The organism is Pseudomonas sp. AAC (assembly GCF_000725445.1).
In the GTDB taxonomy this organism is placed as follows: domain Bacteria; phylum Pseudomonadota; class Gammaproteobacteria; order Pseudomonadales; family Pseudomonadaceae; genus Pseudomonas; species Pseudomonas citronellolis.
This window is the reverse complement of sequence record NZ_KL647096.1, coordinates 725,589-745,945: the sequence shown is the minus strand read 5'-3', so window position 1 is coordinate 745,945 and position 20,357 is coordinate 725,589. Positions and strand designations below refer to the sequence as shown.

Below are 20,357 nucleotides of genomic sequence, written 5' to 3'. Positions count from 1 at the left end.
CGCCAGAATGGTTGCTACCGGTGATCGGGCGTGAGTCATTCCGGCTTCCGTAGCCTTAGCTTGGCTAATCGCTATTGTCGTCGACGGCTATGGCCGGGCCGAACAGTTCCAGGGAACTGGATGCCTCCGCAAAGCGATAGCCCATGGCTCTATAACCCGCCTCCCGCTTGCTCCACATCCGAAGCAAGGCAGGGTGCCCCGCATCGACGAAGTCGATGATGCGCACGTCAGCCTTGCTCGAATGTTCACGGTGCAACCGCCCCGCATACTGTTGAAGCGTTCCCTTCCAGGAGACCGGCATGGCCAGTATGAGCGTATCCAGGGGCGGATGATCGAAGCCTTCGCCCACCAGCTTGCCGGTGGCCAGGATTACCCGGGGTGCATCGGCAGGCAGGGCCGCCAACCCCTTCATGAGGGCAGCACGGTGTTTCCTGGAAAGCCGGCCATGCAGTGCGAACAGATTCTTGATCTGCCCAGGCAATCTTTCCTCGAGCGCATTGAGATGGTCCGTTCGCTCCGTCAGCACCAGGATCTTCCTCCCCTGGTTGAAGGCAGCAACCACCTCGGCAACGATGCGCTCCGTCCTCTCCGTATCCCTGGCAATCAGCAGGAAGACCTCCTGGATACCCGCCCCTTCTTGCGTAACGATCGGCCTGGACGACCACCGCGGTAGTACGAGCAGATCGACAGGGGCGCTTTCGGGCCTGGCCGCCGTATGCCGTATCGGCCCACACTGCATGAAGATAATCGGCTGCTGGCCATCCCGGCGTATCGGTGTGGCTGTCAGGCCCAGCACATACCTGGCAGGAGCGCTCTTTAGGATGGCCTCGAACGAAAAGGCCGACAGGTGATGGCATTCATCCACGATGATTTGCCCGTACCGCTTCACTTGCTCGTCGACCTCGCCCTTGCGGGATAGCGACTGCATCAAGGCGACGTCGATGATGCCCGTGGGCCTTGCCTTGCCTCCTCCGATACTGCCGACAACGGCCTTGTCGACGCCGAGGAAAGCCTGCAGGCGCTCTTTCCACTGCTGCAGTAGTTCGGTCCTGTGCATCAGTATCAGTGTGTTCACTCGCCGTCTGGCGATCAGGGCCGAGGCGGTAACGGTTTTTCCGAATGCGGTGGGTGCACAAAGAACCCCCGTCTCGTATTGCGTCACGGCTTCGAGGGCGGCTTCCTGGTCAGGACGTAGCTTGCCTGCGAAGTCGACTTCGATGGGCTGCCCTGCGTAGCGCTCATCCTGAACCACGAGGTTGATGGCATTCTCGTGCAGCAGCGCCCGTACTTCATCGAGGCAGCCCCGAGGCAGGGCAATGTGGCGAGGGAAGTTCTCTGCGCAACCGATGATCCGCGGCTTGTTCCATACTGGCAGGCGCATGGCCTGGGCCTTGTAGAACTCGGGGTTCTGGAAGGCCGCCAACCTGATCAGCTTGTTGACCAACGGCTGAGGGAGTTCCGTCTTTTCGAAATAGATCTGGTTGGCCAGCGTCACATTCACCGAGCTTGGCAGAGGGACGCTCAATTTCCTGGGGGTCGCCGAGGGCTCATGCCAGGGTTTGCGTTCATCCTCATCCGTCACCTCGATGACATCCAGGGGATGACGCCCCTCCGTCGCCTGTAGCGTAGTGGCGGCAATGGCTTGCACGGGCATCGGCTGAAGGCTGGCCAGGAATGCCCATTGATCCGGATAGGGAGCCAGTGCTTCGTCGACGAAGACGCTCCCGCCATGCGCGCGAGCCTGCTTCTGCAGGGGTAAGGCGATGAGGTTGCCAAAGCCGCCCTTGGGCATGCTGTCCTGATTCGGAAACAACCGATCGTAGGACGCCAGCGTCAATTGGCGGGTACGGTCGCAGGTGTGGCTGATGATGGCCGAGCCGAGTTGCCGGGCCTCATGGGCGGGAACCTTGTGTTCGAAGAATATCCAGGCGTGGGCGCCATTGCCGGAGCGCGAAACCTCCAACGCAACAGGTACGTTCAGCTCTTGGCATGAGCGGACGAACGCCCGGGCATCGTCTCGCCAATCGGCTTCGTCAAAATCCACTGCGAGGAAATGGCAGGTGTCATCCGGGAGCAATGGATACACGCCGATCACGATCTCTCCGGCCAGATGCCTGTAGAGCACCTGGTCGGTGAGTGGCAATAGTTGGCGATGCGAGCAATCTCCGCATTTGATCCGAGGCTTCTGGCATATGCCCGGCCGCCATTCATTGGCACAGGCAGGCGAGTAGCCTGATTTGCCAGCCTTGCTTTCCCAGCGTATGGGGAACACATCGGCCCTGCCGCGGAAAAGACGTTTGAAGAGCGCCAGCTTTGCGTCCGTATCGAGTTGCTTGGTTGGCGTCGGGGGACGGCTCGGTCGCCCGTCAGGCAGGCGCCAGTCGATGCCATGGGCTTCCAGTAGCTCGATCAAGCGAGCGTTCTCCGCCCGCAAATGTTCCAACTGATCCTTATCGACCTTCACAATGAAACGACCTTCTTTCGACCTCTCATCGGCCATCAGGTCGTGGGCCTGACGGCAAAGCATTACCATAAAGCCAAATTGCCGAGCGGTGGCTGTAATGCTGTTTTTAGGCTCTGCCATGGCTCAGCGAAGGCATCCTGGCTCTGGTTCCGCTCCCTCACCCCAGCCCTCTCCCAGAGGGAGAGGGGGTTGTTCGGAGCAGGCGGAGAGTTCGGCCTCGTCCTGAAGCGCCTGATCGTCCCCGTCACTCCCGCGGGCGAAGGAGCGCGTAGGGCGCATAACCGTTCGCGGTTATCCGCCGTTGGCCGTGCCACCGGGGCGTCCCCGGTGTGGCCGGTGAATCCAATCGCGGACAAAGTCCGCTTCCTACGCCCGTGCTTCCCTGATGTGTAGGAGCAACTGTCTTGCCGGTCGCGCCGAGGTGCTTTTCGTAGGATGGGTTGAGCCTGCGAAACCCATGCGGTTGCGGTGATGGGTATCGCTTCGCTCAACCCATCCTACGAGGAGACTCCCCGTAGGACTCCGTTCGTGATTCGGCGGATAACGCCGTAGGCGTTATGCGCCCTACGCCGGGATATGGCGAGGTCGGGGCGGAGGATCGGGTTCACGCCTCTTCCCTATAGGAAACGCCATGAGGGCAATTGTTGGGCTTGCTCCGAAGCTGCTCTCCGGCCAAGGAGGGCGTTTATGCGCAGAACCCCGCACCGGGCCTTAGCGGAAAGACCGCCTCGGGGCAGCCTGCATCCTCGGGAATACACAGATGGCGGATGCCGCCAATTTCCTCCAGCCAAGGCTGCTCGCTACCCGCGCGCCGTGCCAGGAGGATGCCGCTCTCCTCGAACAGCTCGCGCAGCCCCGCCACCTGGAAACGCAGTTCGTCATCGTCCAGGGCATCTGCGCCTAGGCAGTGCTGACGGAGCCGGGCATGGCCGTCGACCTGTTCCACCTTGCCACCGGGGAACACCAGGGCGCCGTCGCAGAAGGCCACCTGGGGATTGCGCAGCAGCATGAAGACTTCCAGCCCCGTGCCCTCCTCCGCTTCGCGCAGAAGCAGGATGGAGGTGGCTGGACGCGGTTCGATCGGTGGCATGGCGAGCGCTCTTCCCTGGGGCCTGCCCTTGAGCTTATAGGCCGCCTGGGACGCTCGTGGAGGGCGTATCGGACAAAATCCAGGGGATGGTTGCCGTAGCGCCTTATCGTGCGCCAGAAACGAAAACAGGGCCCTTTTGGGCCCTGTTCGCTACAGCTGGGTTATCCGCCTCAGGCCACGTCGGCCTTGGGGGTTGCCGGCGCCGGCAGCTCGCCCATTTCGCGCAGCGTCCGCGCCACCCATTCCTCGGCGCGCTGGTTGAGTTCGGCGATGGCGCGCGGGCCCTCGCCTTCGGCGTGCATCGCCGGGCCTATCACCACCTCGATGGTGCCCGGGTGCTTGGCCCAGCCGTTCTTCGGCCAGCAGTGGCCGGCGTTGTGGGCGATGGGCAGCACCGGCAGGCCGGCGTTCACCGCCAGGGCCGCGCCGCCGCGGGAGAACTTGCCCAACTCGCCGGTGGGGATGCGCGTGCCTTCCGGGAAGATCAGCACCCAGGCGCCCTGCTGCAGGCGCTCGTGGCCCTGCTTGGCGAGCTGCTTGAGGGCCAGCTTGGGCTGGCTGCGGTCGATGGCGATGGGCCTGAGCAGGGCCAGGGCCCAGCCGAAGAAGGGCACGAACAGCAGCTCGCGCTTGAGCACCTGGCTCAGCGGCTCGAAGTAGCCGGAGAGGAAGAAGGTCTCCCAGGTGCTCTGGTGCTTGGAGAGGATCACGCAGGGCTGCTGCGGGATGTTCTCCAGGCCGCTGAGGCGGTAGCGCACGCCGACCATGTGCCAGGCCAGCCAGACGGCGAAGCGGCACCAGCGCTGGACCACGAAGCGATAGCGCGCGCGGAACGGCAGGAAGGGCGCGATCAGCAGGCTGAGGGTGCCCCAGAGGAAGGCGCTGGCGGACAGCAGCAGGTAGAAAAGAACGGTTCTGATGGCCTGCACTGTCGACATGGTCAGCGGGTCCTTAGGGCAAGAGGTGGGAAGCGACGGCGGCCAGGTCGTCGAAGACCAGCGTGCCTTCGGGCAGCGGTTTGGCCAGGGTACGTTCGCCCTTGCCGGTTTTCACCAGCACGGGCTGACAGTCGACGGCCAGGGCGGCGTCCAGGTCACCCCGGGTGTCGCCGACGAACCATACGCCCTTGAGCGGAACGTCGTAGTGCGCGGCGATCTGCCTGAGCATACCCGGCTTCGGCTTGCGGCACTCGCAGCCTTCGTCGGGTCCATGGGGGCAATGGACGATCAGCCCCAGTTCGCCGCCCTGCTCCGCCACCAGCTCGCGCAGCCGCGCGTGCATGCTTTCCAGCGTCGCCAGGTCGTAGTAGCCGCGGGCGATGCCGGACTGGTTGGTGGCCACCGCGACCGTCCAGCCGGCCTTGCTCAGGCGGGCAATGGCGGCGATGGCGCCGGGAATGGGAATCCACTCGTCGAGGGATTTGATGTATGCGTCGGAGTCCAGGTTGATGACACCGTCGCGGTCGACGATCAATAACTTCATAGCTTTAGCCAGAGGCTTGAAGCCGGAAGCTTGAAGCGGGAAGAATTTCCAGCTTCAGGCTTCCAGCCTCCAGCTCCATTACCCCAACAGAGAGATGTCGGCGACGCCGAGGAACAGCCCACGCAGCTTCGCCAGCAGGGCGTAGCGGTTGGCGCGCACGGCGCTGTCGTCGGCGTTGACCAGGACTTCCTCGAAGAAGGCGTCCACCGGCGCGCGCAGGGCTGCCAGGCGGGCCAGGGCGGCGCGGTAGTCGCGCGCCCGGGCCAGCGGCGCCACTTCGCCTTCGGCGGCCGCCACGGCGCTGCCCAGGGCCTTCTCGGCGGCCTCGTTGAGCAGGCCGGCATTCACGCTCTGCGGCACCTCCCCTTCGGCCTTGGCGAGGATGTTGGACACGCGCTTGTTGGCGGCGGCCAGGGCCTCGGCTTCGGGCAGTTGGCGGAAGGCCTGCACGGCCTGCACGCGCTGGTCGAAGTCCAGCGGCGCGGTCGGCGTCAGGGCGCGCACGGCCTGGTACACGGCGACGTCTACGCCTTCGTCCTCGTAGCGCGCGCGCAGGCGGTCGAAGATGAAGTCCTGGACCTGGGCGGCCAGGCCCTGGGCCTTGACCTTGTCGCCGTACTGGCCGACGGCGAAGGCGATGGCCTCGCCCAGGTCGAGGTCCAACTGCTTCTCGATGAGGATGCGCAGCACGCCCAGGGCGGCGCGGCGCAGGGCGTACGGGTCCTTGCTGCCGGTTGGCAGCATGCCGATGCCGAAGATGCCGACCAGGGTGTCGAGCTTGTCGGCCGCCGCCACCGCGGCACCGGTCAGGGTGCTTGGCAGCTCGGCGCCGGCGCCGCGCGGCATGTACTGCTCGTTCAGCGCCAGGGCGACGTCGTTGGCCTCACCGCCCGCGGTTGCGTAGTAGTAGCCGGCGATGCCCTGCATCTCCGGGAACTCGCCGACCATCTCGGTGGCCAGGTCGCACTTGGAGAGGATACCGGCGCGGGCGGCGTTCTTCGCGTCACCGCCAATGCGCTCGGCGATGAAGGCGGCCAGGGCGGAGACGCGCTCGGCCTTCTCGAACACGGTGCCGAGCTGGGCCTGGAACACCACGTTCTTCAGGCGCTCGTTGAAGCGCTCCAGCGGCTGCTTCTGGTCCTGCTTGAAGAAGAACTCGGCGTCGGTCAGGCGTGGGCGCACGACCTTCTCGTTGCCCGAGACGATGTGCTCGGGCGCCTTGCTCTGCACGTTGGCCACGGTGATGAAGCGCGGCAGCAGCTTGCCGTTGGCGTCCAGCAGGCAGAAGTACTTCTGGTTGTCCTGCATGGTGGTGATCAGCGCTTCCTGGGGCACGGCGAGGAAGCGCTCCTCGAAGGAGCAGACCAGCGGCACCGGCCATTCGACCAGGGCGGTCACTTCGTCGAGCAGGGCCGGCGGCACGATGGCGCTGCCCTTCTGCTCGGTGGCAAGCTCGGCGACGCGCTTGGCGATGATTTCGCGGCGCTCGGCGAAGTCGGCCAGCACGTGGGCGCTGCGCAGGTCTTCCAGGTAGTTGGCGGGGCTGGAGATCAGCACGTTGTCCGGGTTGTGGAAGCGGTGGCCACGGGATTCACGTCCGGCCTTGCGGGTGAGGATCTCGCACTCCACCACCTCGTCGCCGAACAGCATCACCAGCCACTGCGTCGGACGCACGAACTCTTCGCGGCGGGCGGCCCAGCGCATGCGCTTGGGAATCGGCAGGTCGTTCAGCGAGGTTTCGACGATGCCCGGCAGCAGGCCTACGGCCGGCTGGCCGGCAATGGTCTGGCTGAACTTCAGCTTCGGCCCGCTCTGGTCGATCTGCGCCAGGTCCACGCCGCACTTCTTGGCGAAGCCCAGGGCGGCCTGGGTCGGGTTGCCGCTGGCGTCGAAGGCGGCCTGCTGCGGCGGGCCGTCGAGGTTCACGGTGCGGTCGGGCTGCTGCACGGCGAGCTGGTCGATCTGCACGGCCAGGCGGCGCGGCGCGGCGTAGTAGCGGGCGGCCGAGTAGGTCAGGCCTGCGGCCTTAAGGCCCTTCTCGATGCCGGCCAGGAAGGCTTCACCGAGGCTCTTCAGGGCCTTGGGGGGCAGCTCTTCGGTGCCCAGTTCGACGAGGAAATCCTTCGCGCTCATTATTCGGCCTCCTTCAGCTTGGCCAGTACTTCGTCACGCGCCAGCACTTCATCACGAAGAGCGGGGGTGGCCATCGGGAAGCCCAGGCGCGCGCGCGCCTGCAGGTAGCTCTGCGCCACGTTACGGGCCAGGGTGCGCACGCGCAGGATGTAGCGCTGACGCTCGGTCACCGAGATGGCCCGGCGCGCATCCAGCAGGTTGAAGGTGTGCGAGGCCTTGAGGACCATCTCATAGGTCGGCAGCGGCAGCTGCAGCTCGATCAGGCGGTTGGCTTCGCTTTCGTAGAAGTCGAACAGTTCGAACAGCTTCTCGACGTTGGCGTGCTCGAAGTTGTAGGTCGACTGCTCCACCTCGTTCTGGTGGAACACGTCGCCATAGGTGACCTTGCCGAACGGGCCGTCGGCCCACACCAGGTCGTACACCGAGTCGACGCCCTGGATGTACATGGCCAGGCGCTCCAGGCCGTAGGTGATCTCGCCGGTGACCGGGTAGCACTCGATGCCGCCGACCTGCTGGAAGTAGGTGAACTGGGTGACTTCCATGCCGTTCAGCCAGATTTCCCAGCCCAGGCCCCAGGCGCCGAGGGTCGGCGATTCCCAGTTGTCCTCGACGAAGCGGATGTCGTGCACCAGCGGGTCGATGCCGATGGCCTTCAGCGAGCCCAGGTAGAGCTCCTGGAAGTTCTCCGGGTTGGGCTTGAGCACCACCTGGAACTGGTAGTAGTGCTGCAGGCGGTTCGGGTTCTCGCCGTAGCGGCCGTCGGTGGGGCGGCGGCTGGGCTGCACGTAGGCGGCGTTCCAGGTCTCCGGGCCGATGGCGCGCAGGAAGGTGGCGGTATGGAAGGTGCCGGCGCCAACTTCCATGTCGTAGGGCTGCAGCACCACGCAGCCCTGGTCGGCCCAGTACTGTTGCAGGGCGAGGATCAGGTCCTGGAAGGTGCGCACGGCGGGCGTAGTCTGGCTCACGAATTTCACCTGTGCTGGGTATGCGACGAAAACCCCGCAGTATACCCGAAGCCGCGTACCGCTTGGGGTGCGCGCACGTTTTCGGATGAATTCGCAAACGGCGGGAAGCGGGCATTGGACTGTATCTTCATACAGTATTCCGGCTATAGTGGGACTCCCTTCGCCTCGTCAGGACGACCGCCATGCCCCGCTGCTTCTGGTGCAACGACGACCCGCTGTACATCGCCTACCACGACACCGAGTGGGGCGTGCCGCAGAGAGACCCGCAGGCGCTGTTCGAAATGCTGGTGCTCGAAGGCGCCCAGGCCGGGCTGTCGTGGATCACCGTGCTGCGCAAGCGCGAGCGCTACCGCGAGGTGCTGTTCGGTTTCGACCCCGAGCGCCTGGCGCGCATGAGCGACGAGGAGATCGAGCAGCGCATGCAGGATACGGGCATCATCCGCAACCTGGCCAAGCTCAAGGCCGCGCGGCAGAACGCCCGGGCCTGGCTGGAACTGCCCGAGCCGGTGGAATTCCTCTGGTCCTTCGTCGGCGGCCAGCCGAAGGTCAACCATTTCAGCGGCCGCGGCGACGTCCCGGCGGTGACGCCCGAGGCCGAGGCCATGAGCCGCGCACTGAAGAAGGCCGGCTTCACCTTCGTCGGGCCGACCATCTGCTACGCCTTCATGCAGGCCACGGGGATGGTGATGGACCACACCACCGATTGCGACCGCTATGCCGAGCTGTCCTGACTGCGGACGGAATTCGCTTCGACGCGCTCTTCGTAGGATGGGTTGAGCCTCGGCGAAACCCATGCGGCCATGGCGATGGGTATCGCTTCGCTCCACCCATCCTACGATCGTGAGCGGGCTCTGCCCGCGATTCGCGCGCAGGGCGCGCTCCTACATGGAAAGAAAAGGCATGGCCGGATCACCCGGTGCGTGGATTCAGGCTGTTTCTATCGCCCCCATTGCCGAGCGCCTTTCGCCTTCGCCCATGCCCGCTGGTTAGAATGTGCGCATTCGGCTGAAGGAGCATTCCGTGGAGAAATTCAAAGGTGCCTTGGTGGTGGGTGGGCTGCGCCTGTTCGCCATGCTGCCCTGGCGGGCGGTGCAGGGGCTGGGGGCCGCCATCGGCTGGCTGATGTGGAAGCTGCCCAACCGCTCCCGCGAGGTGGCGCGCATCAACATCTCGCACTGCTTCCCCGAGCTGTCCGCCGCGGAGCTGGACAAGCTGCTGGGCCAGAGCCTGATGGACATCGGCAGGACCCTCACCGAGAGCGCCTGCGCCTGGATCTGGCCGCCGCAGAAGTCGCTGCAGTACATCCGCGAGGTCGAGGGCATGGAGGTGCTGGAAGAGGCCCTGGCCTCCGGCGACGGCCTGGTGGGCATCACCAGCCACCTGGGCAACTGGGAAGTGCTCAACCACTTCTACTGCTCCTACGCCAAGCCGATCATCTTCTACCGCCCGCCGAAGCTGAAGGCGGTGGACGATCTGCTGAAGAAGCAGCGCGTGCAGTTGGGCAACCGCGTGGCGCCGTCGACCCCCGAAGGCATCATCAGCGTGATCAAGGAAGTGCGGCGTGGCGGCTGCGTCGGCATCCCGTGCGACCCGGAACCGGACCTGGGCTCGGGGCTGTTCGTGCCCTACCTGGGCACCACCGCGCTGACCAGCAAGTTCGTGCCCTCGCTGCTGTCGCGCGGCAAGGCGCGCGGGGTGTTCTTCCACGCGGTGCGCCTGCCCGACGGCAGCGGCTACAAGGTGATCCTCGAAGCCGCGCCGGCGGACATGTACGACAAGGACATGGAAGTCTCGGTCGCCGCCCTGAGCCGCGAGCTGGCCCGCTACGTGCGCGACTACCCGAGCCAGTACATGTGGACCATGAAGCGCTTCAAGAAGCGCCCGGAAGGCGAAGGCAGGTGGTATTGAACTGACATGTGGGGATTGCCGACTACCGCCACCGCGCCCTTCTGCCCTTCCGAGGTCAGGGGCAGCGTCGTCGTTTCGCCCAGCGCGCCGCTGTGGAAGCGCATCCTGCAGTTCGCCGGGCCCGGCCTGCTGGTCTCCATCGGCTACATGGACCCGGGGAACTGGGCCACGGCCATCGAGGCCGGTTCCGGCTTCGGCTACCAGCTGCTCTACGTGGTGCTGCTGTCCAGCCTCGCCGGCATGGTCCTGCAGTGCCTGGCCATGCGCCTGGGCATCGTCACCGGCCAGGACCTGGCGCAGCTCTCGCGGCAGCGCTACAGCCCGGCCATGGCCAAGGTCCAGTGGCTGCTGGCGGAGCTGTCGATCATCGCCACGGACCTGGCCGAGGTGCTCGGCTGCGCCCTGGCCTTCCACCTGCTGCTGGGCGTGAACCTCACCGGCGGCATCCTCCTCACCGCCCTCGACACCCTGATCGTCCTCGGCCTCAAGGGCCAGCGCTTCCGTCACCTGGAGGCGATCATGCTGGGGCTGATCATCACCATCAGCGCCTGCTACGTGGTCGAGCTGGTGCTGATCAAGCCGTACTGGCCGGACGTCGCCGCCGGCTTCGTGCCCAGCCTGGACACCCTCAGCCAGCGCGAGCCGCTGTACCTGGCCATCGGCATCCTCGGCGCCACCGTGATGCCGCACAACCTCTACCTGCACTCCTCCATCGTGCAGACCCGCGCGGTGGCCGGCAGCCAGGGCAAGGCCTCGGCGATCCGCCTGGCGCGGCTGGACACCGTGGTCTCGCTGAGCCTGGCGCTGCTGATCAACGCCGCCATCCTGATCCTCGCCGCCGCGGCCTTCCACGAGACCGGGCACGCCGACGTCACCGAGATCCAGGACGCCTACCGCCTGCTCGAACCCCTGGTCGGCGCCGGCCTGGCCGCGATCCTCTTCGGCGTCGCCCTGCTCGCCTCCGGGCAGAGTTCCACCTTCACCGGCACCATCGCCGGCCAGGTGATCATGGAAGGCTTCCTGCAGATGAAGATCCCCTGCTGGCAGCGCCGCCTGATCACCCGTGCCCTGGCGCTGATCCCGGCGCTGCTCGGGGTGATGCTGATGGGCGACAGGGCGGTGGGCAAGCTGCTGGTGTTCAGCCAGGTGGTGCTCAGCCTGCAGCTGCCCTTCGCGCTCTGGCCGCTGATCCGCTTCACCAGCGACCGCGCGCTGATGGGCGAATTCGCCAACCGCTGGCCGACCCGCGCGCTGGCCTGGCTGCTGTTCGTGGTCATCAGCGGCGCCAACCTCTGGCTGCTGGGGCAACTGGCCGCTTGACCGGCGGCGGCGGATCGGGCCGACTATGCCGCTGACATTCCGGACGGATGCCGAGCATGGCGAATCAGAGGCAGTACCCGCGTACCCCGATGAAGTGCAGGATCAAGATCGTCCACTCCAGCTTCGGCGAGGTCATCGGCCACACCCGTGACCTCTCCGACGGCGGCGTCTACGTGCGCTACGCGGCGCTGGCCGGGCTTGCTCCCGGCACCCGCGTGCACGGCCAGGTGCAGGACCTGCCCATGGAAGCGCCGGTGCTGGAGATGGAAGTCATGCGCACCGACGCTGAAGGCGCCGGCCTGCGTTTCGTCGATTCCGACTGAGAGTGGCTACTGTGGTGGGCTGGGGAACCTGCTCTCTGACACCATAGGCGCGGGCTTTGCCCGCGAATCGCGCGCAGGGCGCGCTCCTACATTGGAATGACATGGGTGGGGCATGGCTTTTCGTAGGAGCGAGCTTGCTCGCGAAGGGTGTTCCGCCGGCAGGAATTGGCAGGGGTCCAAAGAACGCCCTCTCCCTAACCCTCTCCCTGAAGGGAGAGGGGACCGTTGGGCAGACGCTGATGTTATGGAGTCAGCCGGCTAGCACAGGGACTGCCGGCTGACACCAAATCTTCTCTCGGCACGGACAAGCCCCCTCTCCCTTCAGGGAGAGGGCTGGGGAGAGGGAGCGGAGTCAAGCCATTACATCGAAGCCGCCGGTAGGCACCGTTCGCAAGCAAGCCCGCCCCTACAACACCCCCTACCCAACTGCACAAAAAACACCCAAAAAACCTGACTCCAGGTTCAATCTCCTATAGAATGCGCCCCGCTCGGCACAGGGCCGGGCATGGGTTCCCTCACCCCATCGACGAAAAAGGATCCAGCATGTCGGCGCTTTCCCCGGCGGCTCGGCGCGGCGCATTGGCCGGCCTGGTCGTCTTCCACCTCCTCGTCATCATCGCCAGCAACTACCTGGTGCAACTGCCCATGACCCTGTTCGGCTGGCAGACCACCTGGGGCGCGTTCAGCTTCCCGTTCATCTTCCTGGCCACCGACCTCACCGTGCGCCTGCTCGGCAAGAGCCCGGCGCGGCGCGTCATCGCCCGGGTGATGCTGCCGGCGCTGCTGGCTTCCTACGGGGTCTCGGTGCTATTCCAGGACGGCGGCTACCGCGGCTTCGCCGCGCTGGGCGAGTTCAACACCTTCGTCGCGCGCATCGCCCTGGCCAGCTTCCTGGCCTACGTGCTCGGCCAGTTCCTCGACATCCAGGTGTTCGACCGCCTGCGCCGGCTGCGCCAGTGGTGGATCGCCCCGGTGGTGTCGACGCTGTTCGGCAACCTGCTGGACACCTTCGCCTTCTTCTCCATCGCCTTCTGGCGCAGCGACAACCCCTTCATGGCGCAGCACTGGGTGGAGATCGCCACGGTGGACTACGGCGTCAAGCTGGCGGTCATGCTGATCCTCTTCGTGCCGCTCTACGGCGTGCTGCTGCGCGCCATCCTCCAGGGCCTGGGCCGGCGCTCCGCCAGCGCCTGCTGAGGCGGGCGAAAAACCCGAAGCCGGCGGCGCATCTGCGGAAAGAATTGCCGCCGCCGCCCCGCCCTTAGGAAAAAACCGCCACGGCGCTCCCCTAGGATGGTCCCCATGCCACCTGCGAGGAGACGCCGTCATGTCCTACGCCCATCCCCTGCTCTTCAAGTCGCTGTGCTACGTCAACGGCCAGTGGCTGCACAGCGCCAGCGGCGCCAGCATCGCCGTGGAGAACCCGGCCAACCGCGAAATCATCGGCCACGTGCCGCTGCTCGAGCGCGAGCAGATAGTCGCCGCGGTGGATGCCGCCGCCGCGGCCTTCCCGGCCTGGCGCAAGCTGTCCCTGGACCGGCGCGCCGCGCCCCTGCTGCGCTGGGCCGAGCTGATCCGCCAGCACCGCGAGGACCTGGCGCAGATCCTTTCCCTGGAACAGGGCAAGCCCCTGGCCGAGGCCCGCGGCGAGATCGACTACGCCGCCAGCTTCATCCCCTGGTTCGCCGAACAGGCCCGGCGCCTGGACGGCCGCAACATCCCCAGCCACATCCCCGGCGCCCACCTGGGCACCGTGATGGAGCCGGTGGGCGTGGCCGTGCTGCTGACGCCCTGGAACTTCCCCTCGGCGATGATCACCCGCAAGGCCGCCGCCGCCCTGGCCGCTGGCTGCACCGTGGTGGTCAAGCCGGCCCACGAGACGCCCTACTCGGCCTTCGCCCTGGCGCAGCTGGCCGAGGAGGCCGGGCTGCCCGCCGGCGCCTTCAACGTGGTGCTGGGCGAGCCGCAGATGACCATGGAAACCCTGGTGCAGGACAGCCGCGTGCGCGCGGTGAGCTTCACCGGCTCGACCCGCGTCGGCAAGCTGGTGCTGCAGGCCGCCGCCCAGGACGTGAAGAAGGTGGCGCTGGAGCTGGGCGGCAACGCTCCCTTCATCGTGCTGCCCGACGCCGACCTGGAGCAGGCGGTGAAATTCGCCATCGACGCCAAGTTCCAGACCTCCGGCCAGGACTGCTGCGCGGCCAACCGCCTGCTGGTCGCCCGCGAACTCTACGAGCCCTTCCTCAAGCGCTTCGCCGCCGCCGTGCGCGAACTGCGCGTGGGCCCGGCCAGCGACCCGCGCAGCGACATCGGCCCGCTGATGCACCAGGCGGCCTTCGACGCCACCGGCGAGCGCGTGCGCGATGCCATCGACCAAGGCGCGCGCCTGCTGGCCGGCGGCGAACCCCATGCCCTGGGCGGCTGGTTCCACCAGCCGACGCTGCTGGCCGACGTCACCCCGGCCATGCGCATCTGGCGCGAGGAGAACTTCGCGCCCATCGCCGGGGTGATGGCCTACGACGACCTGGAGCAGGCCGTCGAACTGGCCAACGATAGCGAATACGGCCTGGCCGCCTACATTTGTGGGCAGCGCCTCGACCAGGTATGGCCGCTGATGCGCCGCCTGGAATTCGCCATGGTCGCGGTGAACGGCGCCAGGTTCACCGGCCACCCCATCCCCTTCGGCGGCATGAAGGCCTCGGGCCTGGGCCGCGAGGGCGGCAGCGAGGGCTTCGAGCCCTTCGTCGAGACCAAGTACTTCTGCCTGCACCACGGCGCCATCTGAGGAGAACACCGCCATGACCGACTACGCCAAGCTGTTCGAGCAGGACCGTGCGCACTTCATGCACCCCTCCACCCACGCCCACGACCACGCCAGCGGCGCCCTGCCCGGGCGCATCATCACCGGCGCCTCGGGCGTGCGCATCCGCGACCACCAGGGCCGCGAGCTGCTGGATGCCTTCGCCGGGCTGTACTGCGTGAACATCGGCTACGGCCGCCTTGAGGTGGCCGACGCCATCCATGAGCAGGCCAAGCAGCTGGCCTACTACCACACCTACGTCGGCCACGCGTCCGAGGCGATCATCGAGCTGTCCGCGCGGATCATCCGCGACTGGGCGCCGGCGGGCATGAAGAAGGTCTACTACGGCCTCTCCGGCTCCGACGCCAACGAAACCCAGGTCAAGCTGGTGCGCTACTACAACAACGTGCTGGGGCGGCCGCAGAAGAAGAAGATCATCTCGCGCCAGCGCGGCTACCACGGCTCGGGCATCGTCACCGGCAGCCTCACCGGACTGGCCAGCTTCCACCAGCACTTCGACCTGCCGGTGGAAGGCGTCAAACACACCCTCTGCCCGCACTTCTACAAGGCCCCGGCGGGCATGGACGAGGCGGCCTTCGTGCGCCACTGCGCCCAGGAGCTGGAGAACCTGATCCTCGCCGAGGGCCCGGACACCGTGGCGGCCTTCATCGGCGAGCCGGTGATGGGCACCGGCGGCATCATCGTCCCGCCCAAGGGCTACTGGGAGGCGATCCAGGCGGTGCTGGCGAAGTACGACGTGCTGCTGATCGCCGACGAGGTGGTCTGCGCCTTCGGCCGCCTCGGCGACAAGATGGGCAGCCAGCGCCATGCCATGCGCCCGGACCTGATCACCACCGCCAAGGGCCTGACCAGCGCCTACGCGCCGCTGTCCGCGGTGATCGTCGGCGAGAAGGTCTGGGATGTGATCGACAGCGCCTCCACCCGCGAAGGCGCCATGGGCCACGGCTGGACCTATTCCGGCCACCCGATCTGCGCGGCGGCGGCGCTGGCCAACCTGGACATCCTCGAGCGCGAGAACATCACCGCCAACGCGGCGGACGTCGGCGGCTACCTCAACCAGCAGTTGCGCCAGGCCTTCGAAGGCCACCCGCTGGTGGGCGAGGTGCGCGGCGACGGCATGCTGGCGGCGCTGGAGTTCATGGCCGACCGCGAGGCGCGCACGCCTTTCGACGCGGCGCTGAAGGTGGGTCCGAAGGTCTCGGCGGCGTGCCTGGAGCGCGGCATGATCGCCCGCGCCATGCCCCACGGCGACATCCTCGGCTTCGCCCCGCCGCTGGTACTCAGCCGCGCCGAGGCGGACGAGGTGGTGGGCATCGCCAAGGCCGCGGTGGACGCGGTGGCGGCGGAGGTGCTTTGAGGCGCGGGGGAATGACCCTGTGTAGGAGCGGACCTTGTCCGCGATAGCCGGCCATCCCGGCGCGATTCGCGGATGAGATCCGCTCCTACGCTGCCCCACCCACGCCATTCCATGTAGGAGCGCGCCCTGCGCGCGAATCGCGGGCAGGGCCCGCTCCTACAGGGTGATGTCGAACTTCCCGTTCGTGCCGGACGGCCCCCTCTCCCTTCAGGGCGGGGCGCGCAGCCGAGGGTTGGGGAGAGGGAGCGGAGTCAGGCCATTGCACTGAAGCCGCCGGTGAACACCGTTCGCGAGCAAGCTCGCTCCTACACCATGCCCATCTCCGGCTTCACCTGTAGGAGCGCGCCCTGCGCGCGAAATCGCGGGCAGGGCCCGCTCCTACAAGGTGTCGCGGATTCAGCCGCCCTTGGCCTTGTCCAGCTTGCGCAGGAACACGGTCATTTCCTTCTCCGCCTGCTTGTCGCCATGGGCCTGGGCCGCGGCCAGGCCGTCGGTCCAGGCGGCGCGGGCGCCGTCCAGGTCGCCCTGGGCCTGCAGGGCCTTGCCCAGCAGCTTCCAGGCGGCGGAATACTTCGGGTCCTGCTCCACGCAGCGGCGCAGATGTTCGGCGGCCTTCGCCGCATCGCCGGCGTCCAGGTAGCCCTTGCCCAGGCCGAAGCGCAGCAGCGGGTTGTCCATGCCTTTGGCGAGGAGTCTTTCGAGGGATTGAGGGTCGGTCATAGGGCTGGGGGCTGGAAGCTGGAAGCTGGAAGCTGGAAGCTGGAAGCGAACAGCATGCGGTGCCGTCGCGGCATGTCAAGCTCTTGCCTACAGCCTACAGCCTACAGCCTACAGCCTACAGCCTAGAAGAACGTCAACCCGGCCTGGAACAGCCGCTCGACGTCACGGATTCGCTTCTTGTCGACCACGAAGAGGATCACGTGGTCGCCGGATTCCACCACGGTGTCGCCGTGGGCGATCAGCACTTCCTCGTCGCGGATCACCGCGCCTATGGTGGTGCCCGGCGGCAGGTGCACCTCGCCGATGCGCTTGCCGATCACCTTGCTCGACTTGGCGTCGCCGTGGGCCACCACCTCGATGGCCTCGGCCGCGCCGCGGCGCAGCGAGTGCACGCTCTCGATGTCGCCGCGGCGCACGTGGGTCAGCAGGGTGCCGATGGTGGCCAGCTGCGGGCTGATGGCGATGTCGATCTCGCCGCCCTGCACCAGGTCGACGTAGGCCGGGTTGTTGATCAGCGTCATCACCTTGCGCGCGCCCAGGCGCTTGGCCAGCAGCGAGGACATGATGTTGGCCTCGTCGTCGTTGGTCAGGGCCAGGAACAGGTCGGTCTCGTTGATGTTCTCTTCCAGCAGCAGGTCGCGGTCCGAGGCGCTGCCCTGGAGCACGATGGTGCTGTCGAGGTTGTCCGACAGGTGCCGGCAGCGCGCCGGGTTCATCTCGATGATCTTCACCTGGTAGCGGTTCTCGATGGCCTCGGCCAGGCGTTCGCCGATGTTGCCGCCGCCGGCGATGATGATCCGCTTGTAGTTCTCCTCCAGCCGGCGCATCTCGCCCATCACCGCGCGGATGTGGGCCTTGGCGGCGATGAAGAACACCTCGTCGTCGGCCTCGATGACGGTGTCGCCCTGGGGGATGATCGGCCGGTTGCGCCGGTAGATCGCCGCCACGCGGGTGTCCGCGTTGGGCATGTGCTCGCGCAGCTGGCGCAACTCCTGGCCCACCAGCGGGCCGCCGTAGTGGGCCTTGATGCCCACCAACTGGGCCTTGCCCTCGGCGAAGTCGATCACCTGCAGGGAGCCGGGGTACTCGACCAGGCGCTTGATGTAGTTGGTCACCACCTGCTCGGGGCTGATCAGCACGTCCACCGGGATGGCCTCGTTGTCGAACAGGCCGGTGCGCGTCAGGTAGGCCGCCTCGCGCACCCGGGCGATGCGCGTCGGCGTGTTGAACAGGGTGTAGGCCACCTGGCAGGCGACCATGTTCACCTCGTCGCTGTTGGTCACCGCCACCAGCATGTCGGCGTCGTCGGCGCCGGCCTGGCGCAGCACCGTGGGGAACGAGGCCTTGCCGTGCACGGTGCGGATGTCCAGGCGGTCGTTGAGGTCGCGCAGGCGCTGGGCGTCGGTGTCGACCACGGTGATGTCGTTGGCTTCGCTGGCCAGGTGCTCGGCCAGGGTGCCGCCGACCTGGCCGGCGCCGAGGATGATGATCTTCATGGGGTCGCGCTCGTCCGTGCAGTGCTAGCGGGCTGAGATCTTGATGAGCTTGGCATAGTAGAAACCGTCGTGCCCGCCCTCTTGCGGCAACAGCTGGCGCCCGTGGGCCTGCTTCAGGCCCCAGGGCCCGGCCAGGTCCAGCTCGCGGGCGCCGGGGGTGCGGGCGAGGAAGGCGGCGATGGATTCGCGGTTCTCCTGGGGCATCACCGAGCAGGTGGCGTAGAGCAGGATGCCGCCCACCTCCAGGGTCGGCCACAGCGCGTCGAGCAGCTCGCCCTGCAACTGCGCCAGGGCCGGGATGTCCTCGGCGGCGCGGGTCAGCTTGATGTCCGGGTGCCGGCGGATCACCCCGGTGGCCGAGCAGGGCGCGTCCAGCAGGATGCGCTGGAACGGCTTGCCGTCCCACCAGGCGACGGTATCGCGTCCGTCAGCGGCGACCAGCGTGGCATCTAGTCGCAGGCGCTGCAGGTTCTCGCGCACGCGCACCAGGCGACTTTCTTCCAGGTCCACGCCCAGCACGCCGGCCAGGCCCGGTTCGGCCTCCAGCAGGTGGCAGGTCTTGCCGCCGGGGGCGCAGCAGGCGTCGAGCACGCGCTGGCCGGGGGCGAGTTCCAGCAGGTCGGCGGCCAGTTGCGCGGCCTCGTCCTGCACGCTCACGCGGCCTTCGGCGAAGCCCGGCAGCTCGCGCACGTCGCAGGGCTGGGCCAGCTGGATGCCGTCGCGGCTGTAGGCGCAGGGCGTGGCCTCGATGCCGGCGGCCTGCAGTTCGGCCAGGTAATCGTCCCGGCTGCCCTGGCGGCGGTTCACCCGCAGGGTCATCGGCGGGTGGGCGTTGTTCGCCGCGCAAACGGCTTCGAACTGCTCCGGCCAGGCCTGCTTCAGCGCCTTCTGCAACCAGCGCGGGTGGGCCAGGCGCGCGGCCGGGTCGCGGTCGACGTCGGCCAGCAGCACTTCGCCCTCGCGCTGGGCGCGGCGCAGCACGGCGTTGAGCAGGCCCTTGGCCCAGGACTTCTTCAGCTTGTCGGCGCAGCCGACGGTCTCGCCGATGGCTGCGTGGGGCGGAATGCGGGTGTAGAGCAACTGGTACAGGCCGACCAGCAGCAGCGCCTCGACGTCGCGGTCGCCGGCCTTGAACGGCTTCTGCAACAGGCGCGCGGCCAGGGCCGCCAGGCGCGGCTGCCAGCGCGCGGCGCCGAAGGCCAGCTCCTGGGTCAGGCCGCGGTCGCGCGGGGCCACCAGCTCCAGCTGCGGCGGCAGCGAGCCGCCCAGCGAGGCGCGGCCGGCGAGTACGGCGGCCAGGGCGCGGGCCGCGGCGAGGCGCGGGCTGAGGCTCATTGGCCGAGCACCAGGCCGCTGGCGAACTGCTCGCGGCGGCTGTTGAACAGGTCGGCGAAGGCCAGCGGCTTGCCGCCGGGCAGCTGCACGCGGGTCAGCAGCAGGCTGCCTTCGCCGCAGCCGACCAGCAGGCCGTCACGGCTGGCGCCGAGGATTTTCCCCGGCTCGCCCCTACCCTCGCCCAGGCGCGCGGCCCAGACCTTCAGCGGCTCGCCGTTCAGGGTGGTGTGGCACACCGGCCAGGGATCGAAGGCGCGCACGGCGCGCTCCAGCTCCACGGCCGGGCGGCTCCAGTCGAGCTTCGCCTCGTCCTTGCTGAGCTTGTGCGCGTAGGTGGCCAGGGCGTCGTCCTGCACTTCGCCCTTGAGCGTGCCGGCGGCCAGGCCGGCGATGGCCTCGACCACCGCCGGCGGGCCCAGGCGCGCCAGGCGGTCGTGCAGGCTGCCGCCGGTGTCTTCGGCGGAAATCGGCGTGCTGACCTTGAGCAGCATCGGCCCGGTGTCCAGGCCCGCTTCCATCTGCATCACGGTTACGCCGCTCTCGGCATCGCCGGCCTGCACCGCGCGCTGGATGGGCGCGGCACCGCGCCAGCGCGGCAGCAGCGAGGCATGGCTGTTGATGCAGCCCAGGCGTGGGATGTCCAGCACTGCCTGGGGCAGGATCAGGCCGTAGGCGACCACCACCATCAGGTCCGGCTGCAGCGCCGCCAGTTCGGCCTGGGCTTCGGGGGCGCGCAGGGTCGGTGGCTGCAGTACCGGCAGGCCATGCTGCGCGGCGAGCTGCTTGACCGGGCTGGGCATCAGCTTCTGGCCGCGGCCGGCCGGGCGGTCCGGCTGGGTGTAGACGGCGACGATCTGGTGCGGGGTATCGAGCAGGGCCTTGAGGTGCTCGGCGGCGAATTCCGGGGTCCCGGCGAAGACGATGCGCAATGCTTGGCTCATGC

17 protein-coding genes are annotated in these 20,357 nt (G+C 67.4%); 7 read left to right on the top strand and 10 right to left on the bottom strand.

Annotated elements, in window-relative coordinates:
- Positions 1-64: 64 nt before the first annotated feature.
- From FG99_RS13140 to glyQ, 6 genes are all read right to left on the bottom strand, one after another.
- Positions 65-2,500: a TOTE conflict system archaeo-eukaryotic primase domain-containing protein gene (locus FG99_RS13140; protein ID WP_051878830.1), complete on the bottom strand. Its 2,436-nt coding sequence runs from the start codon at positions 2,498-2,500 to the stop codon at positions 65-67.
- Positions 2,501-3,149: 649 nt separating this feature from the next.
- Entirely contained in the window at positions 3,150-3,554 is a 405-nt protein-coding gene (locus FG99_RS13135) for an NUDIX hydrolase (protein ID WP_051878812.1), read from the bottom strand.
- Positions 3,555-3,724: 170 nt separating this feature from the next.
- A complete protein-coding gene (locus FG99_RS13130) occupies positions 3,725-4,492 on the bottom strand; it encodes a lysophospholipid acyltransferase family protein (protein WP_051878810.1) in 768 nt (255 codons plus the stop codon).
- Between the two features lie 13 nt (positions 4,493-4,505).
- On the bottom strand, positions 4,506-5,036 hold the full coding sequence (gene gmhB / locus FG99_RS13125) for a D-glycero-beta-D-manno-heptose 1,7-bisphosphate 7-phosphatase (protein WP_009614454.1): 531 nt from the start codon (positions 5,034-5,036) through the stop codon (positions 4,506-4,508).
- Between the two features lie 78 nt (positions 5,037-5,114).
- Positions 5,115-7,169: a glycine--tRNA ligase subunit beta gene (gene glyS, locus FG99_RS13120; protein WP_043270132.1), complete on the bottom strand. Its 2,055-nt coding sequence runs from the start codon at positions 7,167-7,169 to the stop codon at positions 5,115-5,117.
- Positions 7,169-8,134, bottom strand: a complete 966-nt coding sequence (glyQ, locus tag FG99_RS13115) for a glycine--tRNA ligase subunit alpha (protein ID WP_009614458.1) — start codon at positions 8,132-8,134, stop codon at positions 7,169-7,171. Before glyQ ends, glyS begins: the two co-directional genes overlap by 1 nt.
- A gap of 182 nt (positions 8,135-8,316) precedes the next feature.
- Between glyQ and FG99_RS13110 the strand changes: the two genes are divergently transcribed.
- From FG99_RS13110 to FG99_RS13080, 7 genes are all read left to right on the top strand, one after another.
- Positions 8,317-8,865, top strand: a complete 549-nt coding sequence (locus FG99_RS13110) for a DNA-3-methyladenine glycosylase I (RefSeq protein WP_043270130.1) — start codon at positions 8,317-8,319, stop codon at positions 8,863-8,865.
- Between the two features lie 289 nt (positions 8,866-9,154).
- The gene (locus FG99_RS13105) at positions 9,155-10,042 is read left to right on the top strand and encodes a lysophospholipid acyltransferase (RefSeq protein ID WP_043270128.1); all 888 of its coding nucleotides are present in this window, start codon (positions 9,155-9,157) and stop codon (positions 10,040-10,042) included.
- A 6-nt stretch (positions 10,043-10,048) separates the two neighbouring features.
- Positions 10,049-11,362 carry an Nramp family divalent metal transporter gene (locus FG99_RS13100; protein WP_043270126.1) on the top strand — a complete coding sequence of 438 codons (1,314 nt, stop codon included), beginning with the start codon at positions 10,049-10,051 and terminating at the stop codon, positions 11,360-11,362.
- A 56-nt stretch (positions 11,363-11,418) separates the two neighbouring features.
- Positions 11,419-11,685, top strand: coding sequence for a PilZ domain-containing protein (locus FG99_RS13095; protein ID WP_043270124.1), 267 nt, complete (start codon positions 11,419-11,421; stop codon positions 11,683-11,685).
- A gap of 543 nt (positions 11,686-12,228) precedes the next feature.
- The gene (locus FG99_RS13090; RefSeq protein ID WP_009614477.1) at positions 12,229-12,882 is read left to right on the top strand and encodes a 7-cyano-7-deazaguanine/7-aminomethyl-7-deazaguanine transporter; all 654 of its coding nucleotides are present in this window, start codon (positions 12,229-12,231) and stop codon (positions 12,880-12,882) included.
- Between the two features lie 130 nt (positions 12,883-13,012).
- Positions 13,013-14,470 (top strand): NAD-dependent succinate-semialdehyde dehydrogenase, encoded by a 1,458-nt coding sequence (locus tag FG99_RS13085; RefSeq protein ID WP_009614479.1) that lies wholly within the window; start codon positions 13,013-13,015, stop codon positions 14,468-14,470.
- Between the two features lie 13 nt (positions 14,471-14,483).
- Complete coding sequence (locus tag FG99_RS13080; RefSeq protein ID WP_043270122.1) at positions 14,484-15,863, top strand: aspartate aminotransferase family protein; 1,380 nt, start codon at positions 14,484-14,486, stop codon at positions 15,861-15,863.
- 396 nt (positions 15,864-16,259) lie between these two features.
- On the opposite strand, the gene FG99_RS13075 is transcribed toward FG99_RS13080, so the two are convergent.
- The 4 genes from FG99_RS13075 to fmt form a co-directional block, all read right to left on the bottom strand.
- On the bottom strand, positions 16,260-16,583 hold the full coding sequence (locus FG99_RS13075) for a tetratricopeptide repeat protein (RefSeq protein ID WP_043270120.1): 324 nt from the start codon (positions 16,581-16,583) through the stop codon (positions 16,260-16,262).
- Positions 16,584-16,705: 122 nt separating this feature from the next.
- Positions 16,706-18,079 carry a Trk system potassium transporter TrkA gene (gene trkA, locus FG99_RS13070; protein WP_009614484.1) on the bottom strand — a complete coding sequence of 458 codons (1,374 nt, stop codon included), beginning with the start codon at positions 18,077-18,079 and terminating at the stop codon, positions 16,706-16,708.
- A 24-nt stretch (positions 18,080-18,103) separates the two neighbouring features.
- Entirely contained in the window at positions 18,104-19,414 is a 1,311-nt protein-coding gene (gene rsmB, locus FG99_RS13065; protein WP_043270118.1) for a 16S rRNA (cytosine(967)-C(5))-methyltransferase RsmB, read from the bottom strand.
- Entirely contained in the window at positions 19,411-20,355 is a 945-nt protein-coding gene (fmt, locus tag FG99_RS13060; RefSeq protein WP_043270116.1) for a methionyl-tRNA formyltransferase, read from the bottom strand. Before fmt ends, rsmB begins: the two co-directional genes overlap by 4 nt.
- Positions 20,356-20,357 lie beyond the last annotated feature (2 nt).

Coding starts and splice junctions, on each gene's coding strand:
- FG99_RS13135 (WP_051878812.1), bottom strand. CDS start 3,554: ATGCCACCGATCGAACCGCGTCCAGCCACCTCCATCCTGCTTCTGCGC.
- rsmB (WP_043270118.1), bottom strand. CDS start 19,414: ATGAGCCTCAGCCCGCGCCTCGCCGCGGCCCGCGCCCTGGCCGCCGTA.
- FG99_RS13110 (WP_043270130.1), top strand. CDS start 8,317: ATGCCCCGCTGCTTCTGGTGCAACGACGACCCGCTGTACATCGCCTAC.
- fmt (WP_043270116.1), bottom strand. CDS start 20,355: ATGAGCCAAGCATTGCGCATCGTCTTCGCCGGGACCCCGGAATTCGCC.
- gmhB (WP_009614454.1), bottom strand. CDS start 5,036: ATGAAGTTATTGATCGTCGACCGCGACGGTGTCATCAACCTGGACTCC.
- FG99_RS13080 (WP_043270122.1), top strand. CDS start 14,484: ATGACCGACTACGCCAAGCTGTTCGAGCAGGACCGTGCGCACTTCATG.
- glyS (WP_043270132.1), bottom strand. CDS start 7,169: ATGAGCGCGAAGGATTTCCTCGTCGAACTGGGCACCGAAGAGCTGCCC.
- FG99_RS13140 (WP_051878830.1), bottom strand. CDS start 2,500: ATGGCCGATGAGAGGTCGAAAGAAGGTCGTTTCATTGTGAAGGTCGAT.
- FG99_RS13090 (WP_009614477.1), top strand. CDS start 12,229: ATGTCGGCGCTTTCCCCGGCGGCTCGGCGCGGCGCATTGGCCGGCCTG.
- FG99_RS13130 (WP_051878810.1), bottom strand. CDS start 4,492: ATGTCGACAGTGCAGGCCATCAGAACCGTTCTTTTCTACCTGCTGCTG.
- trkA (WP_009614484.1), bottom strand. CDS start 18,079: ATGAAGATCATCATCCTCGGCGCCGGCCAGGTCGGCGGCACCCTGGCC.
- FG99_RS13085 (WP_009614479.1), top strand. CDS start 13,013: ATGTCCTACGCCCATCCCCTGCTCTTCAAGTCGCTGTGCTACGTCAAC.
- FG99_RS13095 (WP_043270124.1), top strand. CDS start 11,419: ATGGCGAATCAGAGGCAGTACCCGCGTACCCCGATGAAGTGCAGGATC.
- FG99_RS13100 (WP_043270126.1), top strand. CDS start 10,049: ATGTGGGGATTGCCGACTACCGCCACCGCGCCCTTCTGCCCTTCCGAG.
- FG99_RS13075 (WP_043270120.1), bottom strand. CDS start 16,583: ATGACCGACCCTCAATCCCTCGAAAGACTCCTCGCCAAAGGCATGGAC.